Here is a 21,220-nt window from a genome sequence, read left to right as displayed (position 1 = left end):
TATGCCCCACACGCCCCGCATAGCGGGCTTTTGAGAAAATCCCGGTAGTTTGGAACCCATGAGTTCAGCCGATGCCGCACCCGCCGACAACGCCACACCCGAAGCCACCCCTAGTCCATTGGTGGCGCAATTCGCGGACCGCCTGTCGTTTCCCATGGATCCTTTCCAGGTCACGGCATGCAATATCGTCGCCGAGGGCGATGGCGTGCTGGTGTGCGCACCGACCGGCGCCGGTAAAACCATTGTCGGCGAATTCGCCGTCTACCAGGCATTGCAGCACGGCGCCAAGTGCTTTTACACCACCCCTATTAAAGCGCTGAGCAATCAGAAGTATCACGATCTCGTCGCCGTCTACGGCGAGGACAGCGTGGGTCTATTAACGGGCGATGTCTCCATCAACGGCGATGCCGACATCGTCGTGATGACCACCGAAGTGCTGCGCAACATGATCTACGCGTCCAGCCCCGCACTCAACCGACTGGAATCGGTGGTGATGGATGAAATCCACTTCCTCGCCGACAAATCCCGCGGCGCGGTCTGGGAGGAAGTCATCCTCAACCTTGACGACAGTGTGGCAGTCATCGGACTGTCCGCAACCGTGAGCAACTCGGAAGAATTCGGTCGCTGGTTATCCACCGTGCGCGGCCACACCCAGGTCGTCGTCACCGATCACCGACCCATTCCGCTCGAGCAGTGGATGATCGTCAAAGGACAGCTCTACCCGCTGTTCGATCAGCTAGACAATCCACTAATTCGCGCCTCGGACAGCACCGCCGACAAAGATCCCGACAAACGCAGCCTGTCGCGCCCCCTGTCCATCGACGACATGGCCCGCGCCCACAACCAAGCTGCACAAGCAGCATCGGAATCCGACGCCACACTAGACCCGCAACACAGTGCACCACAGCTCAACCCGCGTCTTGATAAGGCGGTGCGCCGGGCAGAGAGATCAGCCGAGGGCGGGGACCGGGGTTTTCGTGGTGGATCCGGCGGGGGCCGCGCATATGCTGCGTCCATCAAACGCACCGACGTGATCGAAATGCTGGATAGCCACTCGATGCTGCCGGTCATCTTCTTCATCTTCTCCCGCTCAGGTTGCGACAAGGCCCTGATCCAATGCTCCCGCAGCCGACTGACCCTCACCACCCAGCAGGAAAGCCAGCAGATCGCCGCCATCATCGATGCCGGCGTCGAAGGCATTCCCGATGAGGATCTCAAGGTGTTAGGTTTCCGCCAGTGGCGCAGCAACCTCATGCGAGGCTTCGCCGCGCACCACGCCGGTATGCTGCCGGCGTTTCGCCACATCGTGGAAGAACTATTCGTCAAAGGACTGGTCAAGGCAGTCTTTGCAACTGAAACCCTGGCACTGGGCATCAACATGCCCGCCCGCACCGTGCTGATCGAGCGACTGGTGAAATACAACGGCGAAGGATTTGTCGATGTCACCCCCGGCCAGTACACCCAGCTCACCGGCCGCGCAGGTCGCCGCGGAATCGACACCATCGGACACGCCGTCGTGCAGTGGGAACCCGGGCTGGATCCCGTAGCCGTCGCCTCCTTGGCCTCAACCCGCACCTACCCCCTGGACTCGACGTTTAGCCCCGGCTACAACATGACCGTCAACCTGCTGGCCACCATCGGATACACCCGGGGGCGCAGCCTGATTGAACGTTCCTTCGCGCAGTTCCAACTCGATGGTGACGTGGTCTCGCACGCCCGCGACGAAGCCCGCCTCGCCACCAAGGTGCAACAGCTCAAAAAGCAGCTTGATACGGCCCTGGACGAAATTAACCAGGATTCCTCCGCTCCCGTCGCACCCATCAGCGTGAATGACCTGGCTGAATATCTGCAGTTGCGGCAAGAACTGTCGATGATCGAAAAAGCGGACAAAAAACGCGCCCTGAGCGAACGCGGCAAAGAAACCAAAGCGTTACTCAAACGCGCCCGTGTCGGCGATGTGATTGCGTTGCCGGGCAAAAAATCCCCGATCATTGCTTGCGTGATGGAACCCGCGTTCGGCGGCAGTTCCACCATCACGATCACCACCGAACAAGGCTGGTGCGGCCGCATCTCCGCAGAAGACTTGGCCATTCCTCCGCTGTTCCTGGGTGACCTGCGGGTGCCGTCCTTCGTCGCCAGAAACCCCCGCAAACACGCCGGCAAAACCGCCCAGCTGTTGCGTGGGCTGGATATCAAGCGTCCCCGACGGTTGAAAAACACCGTCAAGGTTCGCCCCAGCGCCCGCGCCGTAGAGACCCGAAACGCCATGCGCGAACACCCCGCGCACAACCACCCGCATACCGATGCGCTTGCCGCGAAAACCCGCGACTACCAACGAGCCGTCGGACAGCTGGAAGCTCTACGTCGCGAGATGGATTCCGCCCAAAACAGCCTGGGACGCACCTTCGACGACATCGTTGACCTCCTCGAGCACCTGGGTTACATCGAAAAAGTCACCATTGCAGACGCACAGCAGCGCGCCGAACAACAAGCCGCACTGTCCGGCACGACAGCTGAAACCATTACTGCAGACCACGATGAAGACCAGTGGGTATACCTGCCCACCGACGAAGGCGAACGCCTAGCACGCATCCACAACTCCAGCGATCTGCTCATCGCCCAGTGTTTGCGCCGCGGAATTTTCAACGATCTTGACCCAGCCGAGCTTGCGGCAGCGGTCTCCCAGTGCACCTATGAAGCACGAAAGGAGGTGTCCTACGACATCGAGCAGTGTGCGGCAACGGAAAACCTTGCCCAGGCAATGCGACGCACCCACGATATTTGGCGGGAACTGATCTGGGAAGAAAACAGCCGACACCTGGATCCAACCACCGCCCCCGATCCGGGTTTCGCGCTGGCAATCCACCAGTGGACTGCCGGCGCGCCGCTAGGTTACGCGCTAGCAGCCGCCAACCAGATGGGTGCCCAAATGACCCCGGGTGATTTTGTGCGCCAGTGCCGGCAGGTGGTCGACGCACTCGACCAGGTCTCCGACACCGGGTATACCGACGAGATTCGCCGTTCGGCGCGCCAAGCCCGCGAAGCTATCCGCCGTGGAGTCGTCGCGCTCGGAATGTAGACCCACACAATCACCATTTGCGCAGGCCACACCGCCACGGGTTGCCCAGTCCTGAAACACGCCAGGCGAGCAGCGTAGTGTGTGGCGGTATGAGTGAGACTTTTGCAACTGATGTCTATGTCGCCCGCATGCGCCAGGCCGAGAAGCTGTGCGCGGAACTCGGCACCGGCGGACTCGTCGTGCCTACCGGCATGCTGATGAAATACTTCACCGGGCTGGAAATCGACTCCCACGAGCGGCTCACCGCGCTGGTTCTTGGCGGGGAACCCACCCTGATTTCGCCGGCGGTCGATGTGCCCACCATCGACCCGGGTCTTGGCCTGACGCAAAAGGCTTGGCCCGACGGGTCCAGCCCTTACGCACTGGTAGCTGAGGCGCTTAGTGGCGCTGAATCCGACGGCCCCATCGTCGTCGGTTCCGCACTGACCGCCGATCACGTTCTGCGCCTGCAAAAAGTGGTGGGAACCGACATGCTGCTGGCGGAAGAAGCTCTCGGGGAGTTGCTGGCCTGTAAGGATGAGGCCGAAATCGCAGCGCTGGCAGAAGCTGGCGAAGCCATTGATGCCGTCCACGCCCAGGTTCCGGAGTTGCTCCGCGCCGGCCGCACGGAAAGGGAAGTAGCAGCTGATCTTGAGCGCCTGATCCTCGAACGTCACACAAGCGTCGACTTCATCATCGTTGGCTCGGGCCCCAATGGTGCGCTGCCGCACCATGATTACTCGGATCGTGTTCTCGCCGCCGGCGAGATGGTGGTGGTCGACATCGGAGGCACCATGCCGTCGGGGTATTGCTCCGACTGCACCCGCACTTACGTCGTCCCCGGTGGCGAACTCGATGAACGCCTTGCAGCAGCCTACGACGTTTTGTCTCAGGCGCAGCGGGCCGCGCTGGCCCAAGCGCGACCCGGGGTCACCGCCGGCAGTGTGGATGCCGCAGCCCGAGACATCATCACCGAGGCCGGGTATGGAGAATTTTTCTTCCACCGCACCGGCCATGGCATTGGCCTGTCCACCCATGAAGAACCCGCGATCGCTGCAGGTAACGACCGGGTTCTCGAGCCAGGCATGGCGTTTTCCATCGAGCCGGGAATCTATATCTCCGAACTCGGTGGTGCACGCATCGAAGACATCGTTGTGGTCACCGAAGACGGAGTTCGTCGCCTGAACTCACGCCCCCGCACCCTGGACGCGAGCCCGGAAGACGCGTCCTAAAAAATTTTCCACCGCCCCAGTTGTTCATCTCCAGCGCTGGGGCGCAGCATAAGCCAAAGATTTCACGCCAACGGAGTCTGTCATGATTTTTCCTCGCCGCAACAATCACACGTCCAAAAACGGGCTGGGGGAGGGCAGCGTCCTCATCTTGGGCGCGACCAGCGACATTGGCGGAGAAATCGCCACCTTGCTGTGCGCCAACCGCCACATAATTCTTGCCGCCCGCCGGCCTGAAGCTGCTCAACAGCGCGCCGAGCAGTTGCGGGCATCAGGTGCTAGCAGCGTGGAGATCGTGGCTTTTGAGGCCACAGACATCGACAGCATCGTGCACGTGATTCGTCATGCCGCCAACCAGGGTCTCATTAGCTGCATCGTGGTGGCTTTCGGCATTCTCGGCTCGCAGCACGACGCCGAAGATGATCCTTTCCACGCCTACCAGATCGCTGAGGTGGATTATGCGGCCCAGGTTGCCGCGATCATGGCGTCTGCGAAGGTGCTGAGCGAACAAAAGACACCCGCCACACTTGTTGCGTTTTCTTCGATCGCTGGGTTCCGGGCTAGGCGCGCAAACTTTGTGTATGGGTCGACCAAGGCTGGTGTGGACGCGTTGTGTCAGGGATTGGTGGATCGTTTGCATTCCACTGCGGTGCAGCTGATCATTGCCCGCCCGGGGTTTGTGATTGGTTCCATGACGGCGGGGATGAAACCTGCACCGTTGAGCACGACGCCCGATAAGGTTGCGGATGCGGTGGTGTCTGCTATTGCCTCCGGGCGGCGGGGCACGTTGTGGATTCCTTCGGCGTTGCGGTGGTTGGCTTATGTGATGGCGGTGGTTCCGCGTGGTGTGTGGCGGCGGATGCCGCGCTGATTTGGTGTCTCGGGCTGGTGTGGCGCCCCGGTTATACTTTCTTGTATGACTATCCCCGCCGGCGACGGCCGTTCCAATGATGTTGATTCCAGTCCGAACCGTGGCGGTAGGCACCGTCATTCGGATTCGGTGATTGATGTTATTGGCATTGGTGCGGGTGGTTTTGCGGAGTTGGGGGCGAGTGCGCAGGCGTTGATTCGTGATGCGGATGCGGTGATGGGGTCGACTCGGCAGTTGGATTTGTTGCCTGAGGATGTGGCCGCGCAGCGGGTGCCTTATCCGCGTCCTTTGATGCCGAATTTGCATTCCACTTTCGAGCGTTTGGCGGGGCAGACGGTGGTGGTGTTGGGTTCGGGTGATCCGATGTTTCATGGCATTGGTACCACGTTGATTCGGGAGTTTGGCCCAAAGCGGGTGCGGGTGTGGCCGTCTGCGTCCAGTGTGTCTTTGGCGTGTGCCCGGTTGGGGTGGGCGTTGAACGAGACGCAGGCGCTCAGTTGTGTTACCCAGCCGGTGGCGAGCATTATTCCGGCTGTTGAGTCGGGGCATCCTTTTGTGGTGTTGGGTCGTGATCGTCAGACGCCGGATGAGGTGTGGGCTTTGTTGTGTGCTTTGGGGCATGCGGAGGCCGATGTGTGGTTGTTGAGTGATTTGGGCTCTCCAAGTGAGGTGGTGGCGAAGGGGACGGCTGCATCTCCTCCGCAGACGCTGAGTGCGTTGAATGTGATTGCTGTCGTGCCGCATGGTCCGTACCGGTCGTTGCTTCCGGGGTTGGATGATGAGGCGTATGACAATGATGGCCAGCTGACGAAGCAGGATGTTCGGGCGTGGACGGTGTGTGCTTTGCAACCGCATGCGGGGTGCCATTTGTGGGATATTGGTGGCGGCTCGGGGTCGATTGGCATTGAAGTGCTGCGGGCGGTTCCGAGCGCTTCCGCTACGTGTTTTGAGAAGGATCCTGTGCGTGGTGAGAGGATTCGGTTTAATGCTTCGCGTTTGGGTACCCCGCGTTTAAAGGTTGCGGGTGCGGCTCCGGAGGCTTTGGCGGCGGAGGCGGCTGTGCGGCGTCCTGACATTGTGTTCATTGGTGGCGGTTTGACTGCTGACAATGTGTTCGAGTCGGCCTGGGAGCACCTTGTTGAAGGTGGGCTACTGGTGGCTAATGCGGTGACGCTGGAAAGTGAGCAGCGTTTGGCGACGTTGCGGTTGGCGTATGGGGGGCAGTTGCGTCGTATTGAGGTGTATCAGGAGCATGCGGTGGGGTCGTTTACGACGATGCGTCCGGCGTTGCCGGTGACTCAGTGGCGGGTGCGTAAACCGCGCCCTGAGCGGGATTCTTAAAAGTGGCGTGCTACATAGGTCCGGGCGGGTTGTTGTGTCAGCTGTGTTGTGTCCTAACTTAGAGTTGGTGTCATCGTTTCTTGCGCAGGTGGCGTTGTGATGCCTGGGTGTGTTGTTTCGTTGTGGCGCTCGTGTGCGCCGGTGTTTTCTTGATTTTTTGTAAAGGGGTTTTTCCTTAACCATGACTGTGTTTTTTATTGGTGCAGGCCCTGGTGCTGCTGATTTGTTGACGGTGCGTGCTGCTCGCATCATTGAGCGCGCGCAGGTGTGTATGTATGCGGGCAGTATTGTTGCTGACGATGTGTTGGCGTTGTGTCCGGAAGGTGCGGAGGTGATTAATACTGCCCGGATGCCGTTGGACACCATTGTGGAGACTATTGCAAGTGCCCATGCGCAGGGTAAGGATGTTGCCCGTTTGCAGTCTGGGGATCCGGCGGTGTTTTCGGCGGTTGCTGAGCAGGCGCGCCGGTTGACGGCGCTGGGGATTGATTATGAGATTGTGCCGGGGGTGCCGTCGTTTGCGGCGGCTGCGGCGGTGTTGGGGCATGAGTTGACTGTTCCGACGGTGGCGCAGACGGTGATTTTGACCCGAGTGTCGGGGCGCGCTTCGGCGATGCCGGAGGGGGAGGATTTGCAGACGTTGTCGGCGTCTGGTTCAGCGACTTTGTGTATTCATTTGGCGGCGCATGATATTGATCGGGTGGTGGGCGAATTGGTTGAGGCTTATGGGCAGCACTGCCCGGCCGCGGTGGTGGCGTATGCGTCGCGTCCGCAGGAGGTGATTGTGCGCGGCCAGTTGGCTGATATCGCTCACCGCACGAAGGAGGCGGGTATTGTGCGCACGGCCATCATTGTGGTGGGCCCGGCGTTGGGGGCTGATGGTTTTCCGGATAGTTTCTTGTATTCGGATGATCGCCCGCGTGATGAGCACGGAAGGACGTTGCCGTGCGTGCACTGATTTTGGGTGGTACTGCGCATGCCCGTCAGGTGGCGCAGTTGTTGAAGGATGCTGGGTGGCGGGTGACCAGTTCTTTGGCTGGGCGGGTAAAAAACCCGAAGCTTCCTGTGGGGGAGGTGCGTATTGGGGGTTTTGGCGGCCCGGCTGGGCTTGCCCGGTATCTGATTGATGAGGCGATTGAGGTGGTGATTGATGCCACGCACCCATTTGCGGAGCGGATTAGTGTTTCCGCTGCGGAGGCGACGCGTGCGGTGGGGGTGCCGTTGATTGCTTTGCACAGGCCGGGCTGGTCTGAGGGGCCGGGGGATAAGTGGATTCGGGTGGATTCCATGCAGGAGGCGGCGCAGCGTGTGGCGCGGGACTATCACCACATTTTTTTGACGATTGGCCGCCAGCAGTTGGCGCCTTTTGCTGCTGATGAGCACAATTTGTATGTGATCCGTTGTGTGGATCCGCCGCGGGTGGAGCTTCCTGCTCGGCATCGGCTGATTTATTCGCGGGGGCCGTTTAGTGTCGATGAGGAGAAGCGGCTGATGCGGGGCAATCAGATTGATTGTCTGGTCACCAAGGATTCGGGTGGGGAGATGACCAGACCGAAGCTGGATGCTGCCCGGGCGTTGGGTATTGATGTGGTGATGGTGAATCGGCCGACGCTGCCCGGGGGCAGTCGCATCACGGTGGTGTCGACCCCGGCGGAGGCGCTGGAGGCTATCGACAAGTTATAAGGTTCCCTGCCGGGGCAGGCAGAAACAACGCTGAAGGCCATCTTCGTCACGCGCGGTTGCGTGGCGAAGATGGCCTTGAATGTTTTCAAGCCCTGCCGTGTTTTAGACGTGGAAGGTGTTGAAGATGAAGGAGCGGATGGGGCCGAACAGGAAGCCGACGACTTCAAGCAGGGCGATGGCGCCGACAATCTTCAAGATGGTTTGGCCGGTTTCGTTGGAGTTGTTGTACCAGGCCTGCACGCCGTCGAGGCCGACCTTGGCGGACAGCTGTTCGTAGCCGCCGTCTTTGGCGGAGGTCTTCTTGGACTTGCTGGTCTTGGAGTCGCTGCTCAGGCCGCTGGTGAATTCGTCAACGGAGGAGCCTTCGGCCTTGCCCTTTTTGTTTTTGCTGTTGGAGGAACTCGGCAGAGAAACCTTCGAGTCGGGCTTGGGGGCAGCCTGAACGGGGGCGACAGCACCGAGGGAAAGGGAAACGGCGGTGAGGCCAGCGACGACAGCTGCCTTGGTGTTGTTGATGCGCATGAGAGCGGGGTCAACTCCTTAAAGTGAACTCGATGGGGAAATCGGCAAAACCAGGTTTTACCCAACAGGGGACAAGCTGCGACCTTTTCACGGAGCAGCGTGCGATATGAAGACTCGTCAAGAGTAGCAATCAGTGGAGCAAATCTACGACCTGGCGGACATATGTCACGTTTAGCCTTGGTATCGGCGGGAGGTGTAGACCCGGGGGCCGAAGTCGGTGTCGTAGATTTTCGTGGTGGATGCTCCGATGATCACCATCGTCCGCATATCGACTACATCAGGGTCAAACGCTGCAAGGGTCGTAATCGTTACGTTCTCCTGCTCACTGCCCACGGCGCGGGCGACGATGACGGGGGTGTCGGGCGCTTGGTATTCCAGCACGATGTCGCGCAGCCACGCGACTTGGTCGCGGCGTTGTTTGGAGGCGGGGTTGTAGCAGGCGAATGCCATGTCGGCGCCGGCGAGTGCCCGGATGCGTTGTTCGACGATGTCCCAGGGCTTGAGCCGGTTGGATAGCGAGATCATGCCGAAGTCGTGGCCCAGTGGTGCGCCGACCCGGGAGGCGACTGCTTGGGCGGCGGTCATGCCCGGGATGATGCGGACGGGGATGTCGGTCATGTTGTTTTCGTCGGCGACTTCCAGCACCGCTGCCGCCATGGCGAACACGCCCGGGTCGCCGGAGGAGACCACCGCGACGCGTTTGCCTCGGCGCGCCAGATCGAGTGCCATCAGGCCGCGTTCTGCTTCGACTTTGTTGTCGCTGGGGTGGCGGCGTTGGCCGGGGCGCAGGGGGACGCGGTTGACGTAGGTGGTGTAGCCGATGATGTCGGTGGCGTGGGCGAGTTCGGCGGTGACTTCTGGGGTGGTCCAGCGGTGGGCGCCGGGGCCGAGTCCGAGGACGACGACTTCGCCGGTTGTGGTGTGCTCGGTGTGGTGTTCGGGGGTTGTGTCTGTGGTGGTGACGTGGGTGTCGATGGCCGCGTAGCCGTTGTGGCTGCGGGTGGTGGCGGTGGGGGAGCTGACGGTGATGACGCTGAAGTAGGGGACGTTGGTGGGGTCGACTTCCGTGACGGGGGTGACGCTTTGTCCGTCCATGCCGACGCGGGCGACGAGTTGTGCGCGTTCGGTCAGTCCGGCGGCGGCGAGGGCGCGCAGGACGGTGGGGAAGGTGCGGCCGAGTTTCATGATGACGGCGCTGTCGGTGGCGGCTAGGGCGTTGGTGAGTTGTTGCTCGTTGAGGGTGCCGGAGAGGATGGTGAGGATGTCGTCGTCTTCGGCTAGGGGGGTTTCGGCGACGTCGCCGGCTGCGGTCATGGCGGATACGCCGGGGATGATGTGGGCGTGGGCGGCGTGGTCTTTGAGTGCCCGGTGCAGGTGTTGGTATGAGGAGTAGAGCATGGGGTCGCCGAGGGCGAGGACGGCGACGGTGCGACCTTGGTTGAGGTGGGCGGCCAGGGTGTGGGTGGCGGTGGCGTAGAAGTCTGCGAGTGCTCCTGCGTAGCCGCCGGGGTGGTTGGTGGTGCCGGTGGTGACGGGGTATTCGAGGTGTTCTTCGATGGCGCCGGCGGGTATGTAGGGGGCGGCGGCTGCGCGGGCGGAGGATTGTCCGCCGGGTTTGCTGTGGTAGGCGATGACGTCGGCGTTTTTGATGGCGTTGACGGCGGCGATGGTGAGTAGGTTGGGGTCGCCGGGTCCGACGCCGACGCCGATGAGGGTTCCTGCGGTCGGTGGGGTGTGGGTCACGGCAGGATTTCCTTTTCTGTGGCGAGGGCGTTGATGGCGGCGCAGGTGATGGCGCTGCCGCCGCGGCGTCCGTGGACGGTGACGAATTCGACGCCGAGGTCTTGGGCTACGTCGGAGAGGGCCGTTTTTGATTCGGCGGCGCCGATGAAGCCGACGGGGATGCCGATGATGGCTGCGGGTCGCGGCATGGTGGGGTGTTCGGCGAGGTTGTTGAGTAGGTGGAACAGGGCGGTGGGGGCGTTGCCGATGGCGACGATGGCGCCGTCGAGGTGTTCTGCCCATAGTTCGGTGGCGGCGGCGGAGCGGGTGGTGCCGAGTTGTTTGGCTAGTTCTGGTGTGCGGGGGTCTTTGAGCAGGCAGATGATGTCGTTGTTGGCGGGGAGTCGTTTGCGGGTGACTCCGCTGGCGACCATGTTGACATCGGTGAGGATGGGGGCGCCGTTGCGCAGTGCGGTGCGTGCTGCGGGGACCAGGTTGGTGGAGAATTCGATGTCGTGCGCGAGGTCGGTTTGGCCGGCGGCGTGGATCATGCGGACGGCGACTTGGGCTTGTTCATCATCGAAGCGTGTGAGGTCGGATTCTTCGCGGATCATGGCGAAGGATTGGCGGTAGATTTCCGCCCCGTCGGTGATGTAGTCGTGCATGGGTTTAACAGTAGTCCTGGGCGGGGTGTGGGCTGGTGTTGAGGTGGGGGTGCTTAGCGGACGGTGGTGGTGTATTCGCCGTCGGCGGTGGCGGTGTAGTCGAGGTGGGTGGCTCCGGGGTGCCCGCAGCGGCGTTGGCAGCCGGAGAAGTGGATGAGGAGGTTGTTGTCCTCGGGCTGGGGTAGTTGGCTGTCACCGTAGGCGTCGGCGGCGTGGGCGGTGATCAGGTGGGGGTGGTTCATGAGGTGGTGGGCGTCGGCGCGGACGTCGGTGGCGGATTTGTCGCAGCCTGGCTGGCCGGTGCAGGCGGTGATGCGCAGTTGGGGGCTGTCGTCGTGGAAGACAAATCCGCGGGGCGCCATGACTTTGACGATGGCTTCGGCTTCGCCTTCGGTGAGGGCGTGGATGGTGATGGTCGGCCAGGGGCTGACGGTGGTGTCGTGGCCGATGGCGGCTAGTAGTTGTGCTTGTTCGTTGCTGATCCGCCCGAAGGGCACCCCGATGCCGAGGCTCACCGTCGGGGTGTCTTCCTGTGGGGTGTCTTCCTGGCTGTTTTGTTCGGTGGTGTGGGCAGAAAACCATCCGACGGGGCGGCGGTTATGCCCCGGCGCGGTGGGGTTCAGTGGGGTGGCGTGTTTGAGTCCCGCGGCGGCAAGTAGCTCCGGGTGGGCGTCGGGGTGTTCTTTGACGCGCCAGTGCGGGCCGCGAATCTCGGCCCACAGGGTGGCCATGGCAACAATGCTGTCGAGAGCCTCATCGAGGGTGACGGTGGGCTGGTAGACCGTACCGGCCAGCACCAGGTGGACTGCGTGTTCACCGGTGGGGGCAGACGAGTTCGCTCCGGTTGAGTCGGCTGCGCGTTGCAGACCAAAATCGGGCGCAAAGCGGGTGACCTGACCGAAGCCACCATCAAGCCCAAACAGGGTGCGCCCCGACAGGGGTGCTACGGCGGGCTGTGCCCGAAGTTTTTCGTCCAGCCGCCGTGCCCACGGCGCCCAGGCCGGGTCGAGCGGCTCGGTAATAATGTTGCGCATCTTGTCGTGGTCCGGGCTGGGAATCCACCCCAACCCAGCCAGGTGCGCGCTTAAGCCTTCTTGGTCGCGCACCCCCCGGATTTGCACGTTGCCGCGGGTGGTCATGTGAATATCCCCATCGCCAAAGGTGGCGGCGGTGGCGGCGAGCTTTTCCCAGTCGGATGCGGTGAGAAAACCGCCCGGAAAACGCACCCGGCCGATATACCCATCGCTGGCTTTGTGCATCCGGATCGCGCCGGGGCAGCCGTCGCCGCGGCTGCGGTCGCCGAGGATGGTGCAGGTGTCTAGGCTTCCGTTGGCTGTGGCTGTGGCCGTGTCTGTGTTTGCTGTGTTTACAGCCGCGCCTGGGGTGCCGTGTGCGGTGGGGTCATCCTTGGGTGTTGCGTTCATGTCTGTCGAGGTTACGCCGGTGCTGATGGTGTTTTCATCTTGGTTGTTGCTGTTTGAAGGTGCCTGGTGCAAACCTTGCTCAGGCAGCCTTTAGCTGGTTGGCGGGGGTGTGGGTGGTGTGCTTGGCCGCTGGGGTGTGGGTGGGGCTGGAAGATTGCGGTGGGATAGTGCCCGTTTGTGGCCACCGATACAGGTAAGGTTGTCCCTACATGTGTGTCCTTGGCTTGTTCGCGCCCTGACGCCATAGCGCCGCCTGGTGGTGGGGTTGTGGCGAGGTGGGGGAGAACCCGGTGAGATTCCGGGGCGGTCGCGCCACTGTGTCACCCCGCGTTGCGTGGGCCCTTGTGTTGTGGGGGCCGCGTGTGAGCGCGGTGGTGGAGCCAGACCTTCCCCTGCGGGAGGCCAAGGGCATGTGACCATGTGTTGTTGCTTTGGCGTCATTGTTGGCCACCGTCATCGTTGCCTGCGGTTTTTGGGCTGCGGTGGTGGGGGTCCGTGGGGCGCGTTACCCCAGAAAGGCTTGTTGAGTCCCCGTGATTCTTCTTCTCACCACTTCCGATACTGACTTGTTGTCCGCTAAAGCCGCCTGTGAGGCGGCGGATGTGGAGTACTCCTACGCCAACCCCAATGGGATGAGCATGGAGATGCTCGCGGAGCATACCGAGGCTGCCGATGTGGTGGTGGTGCGCCTGCTGGGTGGGCGTCGCGCGTGGGAGCAGGGAGTGGATTTTTTGGTGGCTTCCGGCAAGCCGGTGGTGTTTGTGTCCGGCGAGTTGGCCGTTGACGCGGAGCTGACGGATCTGTCCACGGTTCCGGCGGGCGTGGTCACCACTACCCACACCTACCTGGCTGAGGGCGGGGCGGAAAACCTGGTGCAGATGCACCACTTTTTGTCCGACACCGTGCTGTTGACTGGGTTTGGTTTTGCACCGCCGAAGAAGATGCCGTTCTGGGGGCATCTGGACCGCAGCGATCGGGGAGCGGATCTTCCCGCGGACGCCCCGAAGGTGGCGATCATGTACTACCGCGCCCAGCACCTGGCCGGCAACGTCGGCTATGTGCACGCGTTGGCCGACGCCTTGGAGGCCCACGGGGTGCGCCCGGTGCCGATGTTTGCGGCGTCTTTGCGTCAGGCCCCGCAGGAGCTGCTTGACGAGCTGGCTGAGGTCGATGTCGCCATCACCACGGTGCTGGCTGCCGGTGGCACTAAGCCGGCAACCGCCTCCGGCGGTGGCGACGATGAGGCGTGGGATGTGGCGGCGCTGGCCGCCTTGGATATCCCCATCATTCAGGGTTTGGCGCTGACCAGCTCCCGGGCTGATTGGGAGGCCAACGACGACGGGCTGACACCGCTGGATGTGGCCACCCAGGTGGCGGTGCCGGAGTTCGACGGGCGCGTGATCTCTGTTCCATTCAGCTTCAAGGAATACGACGCCGACGGGCTTTTCGCCTACGTGCCGGATGCGGAACGCTGCCAGCGCCTGGCGGGTATTGCCGCCCGCCACGCCCGGCTGCGCCACCTGAACAATCAGGACAAAAAGATTGTGGTCATGTTGTCGGCGTACCCCACCAAGCACGCCCGCATCGGAAACGCCGTCGGGCTGGACACCCCGCTGTCCACGCTGCGGGTGCTGCACGCCATGGCCGACGCCGGCTACGACCTGGGTGATACCTCCCGCATTCCCGGCTACGACGACTTCGACGGCGACGCCCTCATGCACGCCATCATCGACGCCGGCGGCCACGACCCCGAATGGCTCACCCAGGAGGTGTTGGACAACAACCCCCTGAAACTGTCCAAAGACGACTACCTGCGCTATTTCGCCACCCTGCCCGAAACCATGCAGGAAGAAATGCAGGAGCACTGGGGGCAGGCCCCCGGCACCCACTACGTCAACCCTGAAACCCAGGAAATCTATGTTGCCGGCCTCACCTTCGGCAACGTGGTGGTGATGGTGCAGCCCCCGCGTGGCTTCGGCGACAACCCGGTCGGCATCTACCACGACCCCGACCTGCCGGCCAACCACCACTACCTGGGCACCTACTTCTGGCTGCGGGAAATCTTCCGCGCCGACGCCATCGTCCACATGGGCAAACACGGCAACATGGAATGGCTGCCCGGTAAAACCGTCGGCATGTCCGCCGACTGCTACACCGACCAAGCCATCGCCGACATGCCCCTGATCTACCCCTTCCTGGTCAACGACCCCGGCGAAGGCACCCAGGCGAAACGCCGCGCACACGCCACCCTCGTCGACCACATGATCCCGCCGATGGCGCGCGCCGAATCCTACGGCGACATCACCCGCCTCGAGCAGCTGCTCGACGAGCACCAAAACATCTCCGCCATGGATCCGGCGAAACTGCCGGCCATCCGCCAGGAAATCTGGACGCTGCTGACCGCCGCGAAGATGGACCAAGACCTCGGCTGGGAACAACGCCCCGACGAAGAAGTCTTCGACGACATGCTGATGCACATCGACGGCTGGCTGTGCGAAATCAAAGACGTCGCCATCCGCGGCGGCCTGCACATTCTCGGCGAACCCGTCGAAGGGGAGATGCGCATCGACCTGGTCCTAGCTATGCTGCGCGCCCGCCAGCTCTGGGGCGGCGAACAAGCCGTCGTCGGGCTGCGCGAAGCCCTCGGACTGTCCGAAGCCGGCGACGAAACCCGCGCCGCCGTCGACGCCGCCGAACAAGCAGCCCGCGGCATCATCGAACGCCTCGACGCCTGCGGCTGGGACGCCCAACAAGCCGAACGCATCGTCGCCGAAGCACTCGCCGCCGGCGAACTGCCCGACAGCACCAACCCCGACGAAGTCGCAGCCATCCTGCGATTCGCCGCCAAGGAAATCGTGCCGCGGCTGGCCGGCACCGGCCGGGAAATCACCCAAATCCTGCGCGCCCTCGACGGCCGCTTCATCGAAGCCGGCCCCTCCGGATCCCCCATGCGCGGCCTGATCAACGTGCTGCCCACCGGCCGCAACTTCTACTCCGTCGACCCCAAATCGCTGCCCAGCCGCCTGGCCTGGGAAACCGGCCAGCTGCTCGCCGACTCCCTCATTGAGCGCTACCAAGCCGACCACGACGGCGAATACCCCCGCAGCGTCGGCATCTCCGTATGGGGCACCTCCGCCATGCGCACCAGCGGCGACGACATCGCCGAAGTCTTCGCCCTGCTCGGGGTGCGCCCCGTCTGGGACGAAGCCTCCCGCCGTGTTACCGAACTAACCGTCATCCCGCTGGAAGAACTCGGCCGCCCCCGCATCGACACCACCGTCCGCATCTCCGGCTTCTTCCGCGACGCCTTCCCCCACGTTCTCGCCCTGCTCGACGACGCCGTCCAAATGGTCGCCAACCTCGACGAACCCGCAGAACACAACTACGTGCGCGCCCACGCCCACGACGACGGCACCATCGACACCCACACCCCCCGCATCTTCGGCTCCAAACCCGGCACCTACGGCGCCGGCCTGCTCGAACTGATCGAATCCGGCAACTGGCGCGACGACGCCGACCTCGCCGAGGTCTACACCACCTGGGGCGGATACACCTACGGCCGCGGCCTCAACGGCGTCAAAGCCGAAGAACAAATGCGCACCGCCTACAAGCGCATCACCGTGGCCGCCAAAAACGTCGACTCCCAAGAACACGACATCGCCGACTCCGACGACTACTTCCAGTACCACGGCGGCATGATCGCCACCGTCCGCGCCCTGACCGGCAAAGACCCGGAAGCCTACATCGGCGACAGCACCCGCCAGGAAACCGTCAAAACCCGCACCCTCCACGAAGAATCCCGCCGCGTCTTCCGCGCCCGCGTCGTCAACCCCCGCTGGATCGAAGCGATGCGCAACCACGGCTACAAAGGCGCCTTCGAAATGTCCGCCACCGTCGACTACCTATTCGGCTACGACGCCACCACCGGGCTGATGGACGACTGGATGTACGAAAAACTCACCGACACCTACGTCGGTGATCCCACCAACCGGGAATTCTTCGAAAAGTCCAACCCCTGGGCGCTTAAAGACATCTCCGAACGCCTCCTCGAAGCCGCCGAACGCGGCCTGTGGGAAAAGCCCAGCGACCAGGCACTGGAACTGCTGCGCAACACCTACCTCGAAGCGGAAGGAAAACTCGAAGACCGCTAACCCACCCCACACACCCCACCACCCCGTTTCACACAGCAAAAAACGGGCATAAATTGTCTACAGTGGTGGGGTGCCTATAGCAATCGCAATTCCCTACATTCTCGCCGAAGCCCTCGCCTTCTACCTGGTGTCGAAACTCATCGGCACCGGGTGGGCGCTCCTCGCTTTGCTGCTGTGCTTCTTTTTCGGCCTGCTCATCGCAGCCATCGAAATGCGCCGCATCGCCACCATGGCCGCCCACGGCCAACGCGCCCCAGGCACCGCCATGGGCGATCTGGGGCTCATCGCGGCAGGCTCCATGGGGGTTGCCCTCCCCGGCTTCATCACCACCATCGGCGGTCTGCTGCTCATTTTCGGGCCCACCCGCTCAATCGTCCGCAAAATCATGGCCCGCAAAATCCGCCAACGCATCGAAGTGTTCGGCACCCACGCCTACGAAACCGCGGCCTCCTACGGCACCCGCGCCAACTACGGCAGCTTCGTCGTCGACGAGCAACCACAGCAGCAGCCGCAACCCTCCGACGAGGACATTGAAACCTGGTCGAAAAACGTCGATCCCCAAGACTTCGAAGATCACCCGCGCGACGAACGCGGACACAAATAATGACCGCTGTGGCACCGGAACTAGCCTCGCCCACCACCGCCGGCCGGTGGTGGGTTCTGCTTGCACGCCTCGGACTGGCAGCCGCCGGCGGCGCCCTGGTGTATTTCTCCTACGAGCCCTTCGGTTTGTGGTGGCTCGGCATCGCCGGCTGCGCGGTGGGGCTGTTCGCACTCGCCCCGTGGCGCCAACACTCCGTGGGCTACGGGCAGTCTCTACTGATCGGCCTGGCCCACGGCCTAGCCCTCTACCTGCTGCTGTTGCCCTGGATCGGAGAATTCGTCGGCAACATGCCCTACATCGCCCTGGCGATCACCGAGGCTCTCTACAGCATGGGCTTCGGACTACTGGCCGCCCGCGCCCTGCGCCTGAAATGGGGCCTTTACGCCGCCCCCTTCATCGCAGTCGCGGTGGAATGGCTCCGATCGACCTGGCCGTTTGGGGGATTCGCCTGGGGCCGGATCGCCTGGGGCCAAGTCGATGGGCCACTGGCGATCCTGGCGCGCATCGCCGGGCCCACCATCGTGACGCTAGCGACGATGATGGTGGCAGCAGCCGTCATCGCGGTTTTCAGCAAACGGATCAGGGCAGCGCTGGTGTTGGCGGTGCCCGTCGCGGCCACCGCGATGGTCGCCCATCTGCCGACAGCCGCGCCCATCGGTGAAGTCACCGTCGCCGCGGTCCAGGGCAATGTGCCCCGGATGGGATTGGATTTCAACGCGCAGCGCCGCGCGGTACTGGCCAATCATGTGCGAGAAACCCAAAACATCCCCCGCCAAGCCGACATTGTTATCTGGCCGGAAAATTCCTCCGATGTGAACCCTTTCCGCGACGAGCAGGCCCGAATTTTGGTCAACCACGCAGCAAGTGTTGCCCGCGCCCCCATTTTGGTGGGCACCATCACCGAAGACGCCGTTGGGGATCGCAACACCATGGTGGTGATCAACCCCGACGCATCGGTAGGGGAGCACCACCACAAGAAGTTCTTGCAGCCTTTCGGCGAGTACATGCCGATGCGGGACTTCTTCCGCCGTTTTAGCCCGCTGGTCGACCAGGCCGGTAATTTTCAACCCGGTGACGGTACCGGTGTGGTGCACATGAAAGCCGCGATCTCAGGCCGGGAGATTCCGGTAGGTATTTCCACCTGCTACGAGGTCGCTTTTGATGCCTCCGCCCAGGATGCCATCGCCCACGGCGCCCAAATTCTGACCACCCCCACCAACAACGCGACCTTCGGTTTCACCGACATGACCTACCAGCAGTTGGCAATGAGCCGGATGCGGGCCATAGAGATGGATCGTGCGGTCGTGGTGGCGGCGACCTCCGGGGTGTCCGCCCTGGTGAGCCCAGAAGGGCGAGTGCTTCAGCAATCGAAGATTTTCACCCCGGCGGTGCTGGAAGACGAGCTGCCGCTCAAAGACAGTCGCACCATTGCTTCCAGGGCTGGTTCAGTAATTGCTGCCGGGTTCGATATCATAGGTTCTCTGTGTGCTCTCGCGGCGCTGTATGCGACGCGGGGAAAGCGACTGCGCCGGAACCCGAACGCAGCTTAGGCTCAGCCGCAGCCACCTGTGTACAAAGACCCTCGATGATTGAAAAAGGCTTGCTATGACCGCCACACCCACGCTGGTTATCATCCCGACCTACAACGAGCTGGACAACCTTCCGCTCATCGTTGGCCGTATCCGCCAGGCAGCCCCCGAGGTTGATGTTCTCATTGTTGACGACAACAGCCCCGACGGCACGGGCGACCTTGCCGACACCATGGCCAGTGAGGACGAGCAGCTGCACGTCATCCACCGCGAAGGCAAAGGCGGCCTGTGCGGCGCCTATGTTGCCGGTTTCCGCTGGGGCCTTGAGCACAACTACGCCGTGATGTGCGAGATGGATGCCGATGGGTCCCACGCCCCGGAGCAGCTTCACACCCTGCTCAAAGCCATCGACGATGGTGCCGATCTGGTCATCGGTTCCCGCTATGTGCCCGGCGGCAAGGTGGTGAACTGGCCGAAAAAGCGGTATGTGCTCTCCCGTGGCGGCAACCTGTACATCAGCTTGGCACTGGGTGCCGGCCTGTCCGATATGACCGCCGGTTACCGCGCGTACCGCCGCGAGGTCATCGAGGCACTCGACCTGGATGAGCTGTCCAACGCCGGCTACATCTTCCAGGTCGACCTGGCCTGGCGCGCCGTGCGCGAAGGCTACGATGTGCGAGAGGTTCCGATCACCTTCACCGAGCGTGAGATCGGCGAATCCAAGCTCGATGGCAGCTTCGTGGGTTCCTCCCTCGCCGAGGTCACCAAGTGGGGCTTCGCCCACCGCAGCGAGCAGGCGAAGGAATTCTTCAAAGAAACCAAAAAGCTCGTCAAGCACGAGGTGGACAAGCGCCGTAAGTAGCCCACGCTAGGGCTTCAACGATCGGCTGCGGAACCTTTCAACAGGCCCCGCAGCCGGTTTTGTTTATCCACCACCCCTTGTGCCGGAGTGTGGCACGTGCCAGCCCCCGGCAAGCCGCCCGCGCCAGGACTCCCGCAACTAAAATCTCTGCCCAGCGGGCTGTACTGCGCCAGGCGCTACGACGTAGAGGATCGGTTTTAACACCATGGTTAGTTTTGCACCATTGCAGCGCTCAGATCATGCAGTCATCATCGAGACCATCGAAAAGGAGATGCATCTCGAAAAATACATCGCGAATCCGCTGATTCGTCGGCTGCATGCCCGCAGTTTCTTCTATGAGGAACTCGCCCAGGCAACCCATGTTTTTGCAGCCTATGACGATGGTGAGTTTGCGGGGCTGGTGTTGTTGCGTCTAGACGGCCACAAGCCGCAGGGGATGCCGCTGTGGGCGCGGGCGTTGAGCGCAGTCGTACACCAGCTGGAGAAAAAAGAAGACGGTATTGCCGCCTATGCCCGCACCAATGCCCAGCTGTTGGAGCAGTATCAGCGCCAGCACGGCACCGATGGGGAAATCCTTTTGCTGTCGGCTAATCCTCGGCATCGGGTCCGTGGCATCGGCAGTGCGTTGTTGTCGCAAGTGGCCACCGTCGCTCAAGGCAAGCACCTGTATTTGTTTACCGACGAGGGCTGCACTTTTGAGTTTTATAACCGTAAAGGTTTTCACCGGGTGGGGGAGCAGACCATGGAGTTCAACTACGCAGGAAAACCGCACAGCTTTCGCTGCTTCCTCTACAGCACAACCATCGGAGCAGGCGAGTAGCACCCCACCCCCACCACGGATTGTTTTCCTTGGGTGGGGTTACTTTATGGGCTGCGCGATTTAGGCTTGCTAGATTCCACGCCAACGGCCCCGCTGACGCTTATGCGCATCAGCGGGGCCGTTGAGGTTTTTTATGGTCTCGGGTGTGGCGTGTTCACCCGCGGGAGTTTATTTCGCCGCCTCGGCTGCTGCGGCAGCTGCGGCTTCTTCTTCCTGCTGCTTGAGCAGGCGCGCGGCGTTGCGGCGACGCTTGCGCAGGATCTCGATGCGCTCTTCGAGCAACACATCGAGTTCTTCCATGGAGCGTCGCTCACAGAGCATGTCCCAGTGGGTCCGCGGAGGCTTAGCCGGCTTGGCTTCCAGCCCTTCGCCTTCCATCAGGGTGCCCATTTGGCCGTTTTTGCACTGCCAGGTGTTGGGCACCTCGGCGTCATCGGCGAAGGGAACTTCGAACACGTCGCCGGCATCCGTCTTGTACTTGACCATCTGGCGGGGAGCCAGGTCGTGGTCACGATCAGTCTCGTAGCTGACCGCACCCATGCGGCTACCACGGAGAACGCGATCTGCCATTACGCATCAATCCTTCACAATCGACAAAAGTCTTTGGGTTGTGCCACCCACAACTGTCCCAACGCTCAAGATGGGAAAAATGTTTCCGAAAAGCAGGTTTTACACCGTGTATCGCCTTTTCTCGGCGCTCGGACACATAGCCACCTCAGGGAAAAGCCGGGTGTGGCAC

Annotated in this window: 16 protein-coding genes; 11 read left to right on the top strand and 5 right to left on the bottom strand. The window is 62.3% G+C overall.

Annotation, left to right across the window (positions count from 1 at the left end; genetic code table 11):
- The first annotated feature begins 154 nt into the window (after positions 1 to 154).
- The 6 genes from CAQU_RS06145 (at position 155) to CAQU_RS06120 (ending at position 8,182) form a co-directional block, all read left to right on the top strand.
- Entirely contained in the window at positions 155 to 3,079 is a 2,925-nt protein-coding gene (locus CAQU_RS06145; RefSeq protein WP_075728459.1) for a DEAD/DEAH box helicase, read from the top strand.
- A gap of 89 nt (positions 3,080 to 3,168) precedes the next feature.
- Entirely contained in the window at positions 3,169 to 4,290 is a 1,122-nt protein-coding gene (locus CAQU_RS06140; protein WP_075726146.1) for a M24 family metallopeptidase, read from the top strand.
- An 82-nt stretch (positions 4,291 to 4,372) separates the two neighbouring features.
- Positions 4,373 to 5,158, top strand: coding sequence for an SDR family NAD(P)-dependent oxidoreductase (locus CAQU_RS06135; protein ID WP_075726144.1), 786 nt, complete (start codon positions 4,373 to 4,375; stop codon positions 5,156 to 5,158).
- A 45-nt stretch (positions 5,159 to 5,203) separates the two neighbouring features.
- Positions 5,204 to 6,499 (top strand): precorrin-6y C5,15-methyltransferase (decarboxylating) subunit CbiE, encoded by a 1,296-nt coding sequence (cbiE, locus tag CAQU_RS06130; RefSeq protein ID WP_075726142.1) that lies wholly within the window; start codon positions 5,204 to 5,206, stop codon positions 6,497 to 6,499.
- A 181-nt stretch (positions 6,500 to 6,680) separates the two neighbouring features.
- On the top strand, positions 6,681 to 7,457 hold the full coding sequence (cobM, locus tag CAQU_RS06125) for a precorrin-4 C(11)-methyltransferase (RefSeq protein WP_075726140.1): 777 nt from the start codon (positions 6,681 to 6,683) through the stop codon (positions 7,455 to 7,457).
- Entirely contained in the window at positions 7,445 to 8,182 is a 738-nt protein-coding gene (locus tag CAQU_RS06120; protein ID WP_075726138.1) for a cobalt-precorrin-6A reductase, read from the top strand. Before cobM ends, CAQU_RS06120 begins: the two co-directional genes overlap by 13 nt.
- 102 nt (positions 8,183 to 8,284) lie before the next feature.
- On the opposite strand, the gene CAQU_RS06115 is transcribed toward CAQU_RS06120, so the two are convergent.
- From CAQU_RS06115 to CAQU_RS06100, 4 genes are all read right to left on the bottom strand, one after another.
- Complete coding sequence (locus tag CAQU_RS06115) at positions 8,285 to 8,704, bottom strand: hypothetical protein (protein WP_075726136.1); 420 nt, start codon at positions 8,702 to 8,704, stop codon at positions 8,285 to 8,287.
- A gap of 171 nt (positions 8,705 to 8,875) precedes the next feature.
- The gene (gene cobJ / locus CAQU_RS06110; protein ID WP_075726134.1) at positions 8,876 to 10,447 is read right to left on the bottom strand and encodes a precorrin-3B C(17)-methyltransferase; all 1,572 of its coding nucleotides are present in this window, start codon (positions 10,445 to 10,447) and stop codon (positions 8,876 to 8,878) included.
- Positions 10,444 to 11,091 (bottom strand): precorrin-8X methylmutase, encoded by a 648-nt coding sequence (locus CAQU_RS06105; RefSeq protein ID WP_075726132.1) that lies wholly within the window; start codon positions 11,089 to 11,091, stop codon positions 10,444 to 10,446. Before CAQU_RS06105 ends, cobJ begins: the two co-directional genes overlap by 4 nt.
- Positions 11,092 to 11,144: 53 nt before the next feature.
- Entirely contained in the window at positions 11,145 to 12,515 is a 1,371-nt protein-coding gene (locus CAQU_RS06100; protein WP_157108929.1) for a precorrin-3B synthase, read from the bottom strand.
- A gap of 533 nt (positions 12,516 to 13,048) precedes the next feature.
- Between CAQU_RS06100 and cobN the strand changes: the two genes are divergently transcribed.
- The 5 genes from cobN (at position 13,049) to CAQU_RS06075 (ending at position 20,481) form a co-directional block, all read left to right on the top strand.
- Entirely contained in the window at positions 13,049 to 16,666 is a 3,618-nt protein-coding gene (gene cobN, locus CAQU_RS06095) for a cobaltochelatase subunit CobN (protein ID WP_075726130.1), read from the top strand.
- A 70-nt stretch (positions 16,667 to 16,736) separates the two neighbouring features.
- Complete coding sequence (locus CAQU_RS06090) at positions 16,737 to 17,270, top strand: FxsA family protein (protein ID WP_075726128.1); 534 nt, start codon at positions 16,737 to 16,739, stop codon at positions 17,268 to 17,270.
- The gene (gene lnt / locus CAQU_RS06085; protein WP_075726126.1) at positions 17,270 to 18,820 is read left to right on the top strand and encodes an apolipoprotein N-acyltransferase; all 1,551 of its coding nucleotides are present in this window, start codon (positions 17,270 to 17,272) and stop codon (positions 18,818 to 18,820) included. The genes CAQU_RS06090 and lnt overlap by 1 nt, the downstream gene beginning before the upstream one ends.
- A 55-nt stretch (positions 18,821 to 18,875) precedes the next feature.
- Positions 18,876 to 19,661 carry a polyprenol monophosphomannose synthase gene (locus CAQU_RS06080; RefSeq protein WP_075726124.1) on the top strand — a complete coding sequence of 262 codons (786 nt, stop codon included), beginning with the start codon at positions 18,876 to 18,878 and terminating at the stop codon, positions 19,659 to 19,661.
- A gap of 205 nt (positions 19,662 to 19,866) precedes the next feature.
- Positions 19,867 to 20,481, top strand: a complete 615-nt coding sequence (locus tag CAQU_RS06075; protein ID WP_075726122.1) for a GNAT family N-acetyltransferase — start codon at positions 19,867 to 19,869, stop codon at positions 20,479 to 20,481.
- 168 nt (positions 20,482 to 20,649) lie between these two features.
- Here CAQU_RS06075 and CAQU_RS06070 read toward each other — a convergent pair whose 3' ends face one another.
- Positions 20,650 to 21,051, bottom strand: a complete 402-nt coding sequence (locus CAQU_RS06070) for an RNA polymerase-binding protein RbpA (RefSeq protein ID WP_075726120.1) — start codon at positions 21,049 to 21,051, stop codon at positions 20,650 to 20,652.
- Positions 21,052 to 21,220: the final 169 nt, after the last annotated feature.

It is taken from the genome of Corynebacterium aquilae DSM 44791, assembly GCF_001941445.1.
GTDB classification, from domain to species: Bacteria; Actinomycetota; Actinomycetes; order Mycobacteriales; family Mycobacteriaceae; genus Corynebacterium; species Corynebacterium aquilae.
The sequence above is the reverse complement of the archived record's forward strand: the minus strand, read 5'-3'. Positions and strand labels throughout refer to the sequence as shown.